The 2,096-nt window shown below is 36.8% G+C and carries 3 protein-coding genes; all 3 read right to left on the reverse strand.

Translation table 11 applies throughout. From position 1 onward, the window contains the following. Window positions 1-564: DEAD/DEAH box helicase family protein (locus ACFIK7_RS09835; RefSeq protein WP_404977341.1), on the reverse strand; the 564-nt coding region annotated here is incomplete at its 3' end. Then, window positions 546-1,103, reverse strand: coding sequence for a restriction endonuclease (locus ACFIK7_RS09840; protein WP_404977340.1), 558 nt, complete (start codon window positions 1,101-1,103; stop codon window positions 546-548). The genes ACFIK7_RS09840 and ACFIK7_RS09835, both read right to left, overlap by 19 nt. A 569-nt stretch (window positions 1,104-1,672) precedes the next feature. After that, window positions 1,673-2,096 (reverse strand): DUF3987 domain-containing protein (locus ACFIK7_RS06110; RefSeq protein ID WP_375663099.1); only part of this gene is annotated, 424 nt, incomplete at its 5' end.

Below are 2,096 nucleotides of genomic sequence, written 5' to 3' on the forward strand. Positions count from 1 at the left end.
AGTTGTTCTATGGGCTTCATCACAAATGATCAGATCAAATTCAGGTAACCCATGGGTATTTTGTGCATCCGAAATCACTTGGATAGAATGATAGGTTGAAAAGACCACCGTCATTGCATTTGCTAGGCTTTCACGAGCTTCTTTAGCAAGGGCTTGAGCATCCGTGGTAGCAGGAAGAACAAGATCTGATGTTTCCATGCCAACAATATCATCTTGATTTTTACGACGCTTGCCTACTTTCGTATCAGAACACACAGCAAAAGAACGCAAGGGCACTTGTGCATCGGCTGTCCATTCACGGATTGTTTGTGAGACTAAAGCCAGAGAAGGCACCAGAAACAAAACACGCTTGCCTTGACCTGCTATTTGTTCTGCTATCTTCAAACTGGTGAAAGTCTTGCCCGTTCCACATGCCATAATCAGCTTGCCACGGTCTGCTTCTTTTAAACCTTCACAGACTTTCTTGATGGCTTCTTCTTGATGGGGACGAGGCTCTTTTGTTGATTTCAGAACAACTTCTTGTTTTGTTGCAAATATTTGCCAATCTATCCGACTGTTTTCCATATGACGAAGGTCAATGCGATAAACGGGNCTTCTTGTTTTGTTGCAAATATTTGCCAATCTATCCGACTGTTTTCCATATGACGAAGGTCAATGCGATAAACGGGTATCGCTTGTCCTTTGATCATGGCATTGACATTGTCACTTAATTCCACTTCCGTGGTATCGACGAGAAGACGATATTTAAAGATGTCTTTTCCAGAGGCAGCGATAAAGCTATCAATATCTTTTTTACTGATCTGATGGTCAGCTTTATAAAACTTACATTGAATAGCCACATATCCCTCTTGATGACGAAGCTTTGCCACCAGATCAATGCCGATATCATTTTTATTCCAACCTTCACGCTCTTTAGCCCATTCATAATAGCTCTCAACCGTTTCATATCGTCCAAAATGGAGAGGGTCATGCATAAGATAAGCCATGACAAGGTTTTCAAACAATGTTCCCAATTCACGAGGTGATTTTGCTTGTTGACGATAATATTCTAAGAGAGAGCGTAAAGAGACATGTTCATGATCAGAATGATGAGGGCGAAGCATAAAGAATAAACTCCATGACAATATATTCTATTGATTAATTCTCTTCAAAAGAATCAAAATAAAGCTTATTAAATCCATTTTGAATGAATAGTGTGAAAAATTCGGAAAATGCTAAAAAGCGGATAAATTTTTTTCAAAAGTTTTTTTTAATGCTGTTTATCCACAGCCCATGACATGGGATAAGATCAGCAAAATAGTGAAATTTGCTGTTTATTTGATGTGTTAATTGACCTGTTAATCAAGACAAATGCACCATGGACTTTAAAACATCAGAATGAGTATTTTGATAAGTTTTATGAATTATTTTATAGATAGGTTTTGTCTGTTTTTAAAACCCCCAAAACACCTACAAAACATATATTATTGGTTGAATTTATAGGTTGTAATGTCGATATAGGTTGTTTTTTTAGATCTGTAAAATATTAACCACTTGAAATATAATAACTTTTATTTTTGACTAAAAAATATATATAAAGGGGGGTAAAAAGAACCCCCATAACTAATGATGGGGAGTGCTTTAAAGGTTCACTGTTATATTGTTTAATGTTTTATAAGATTTCCAAATTGCCTCAGTGTGATGTCTTATGACTTTTCACTAAGGGGTGCCATTCATAACGTATGGTAGGTCGACCGCCTTGGGAGTTATTCTCTCCAGAGATTTCACGAATATAGTTACAACGACATAAAAGCTCTAAAGCTTGCTTAACGGTTTGATTGTCTGTTAAACATTTCCAATCACGTTTATAAACATCCCTTGCTGTAAAAATATCGGGTAAATGATCACAGCGTTCAACAATTAATTTTGCACGCTCTGCTGTTAATGTATCATTCGCCGCATAAAGACGTTTTGCATGACTTAATAGATATTTTTCCCAACGCAATGCTGTTGTAATGGCATAGAGACCAATTTCAAAACCACCACTATCAAGAAGTTCAAAAATTAACGCAAGGCTTGCTATGGTCTTTGGCATTTTTAAAACATGCGATTGTAAG

It is taken from the genome of Bartonella sp. CL266QHHD, from assembly GCF_042195355.1.
Taxonomy (GTDB): domain Bacteria; phylum Pseudomonadota; class Alphaproteobacteria; order Rhizobiales; family Rhizobiaceae; genus Bartonella.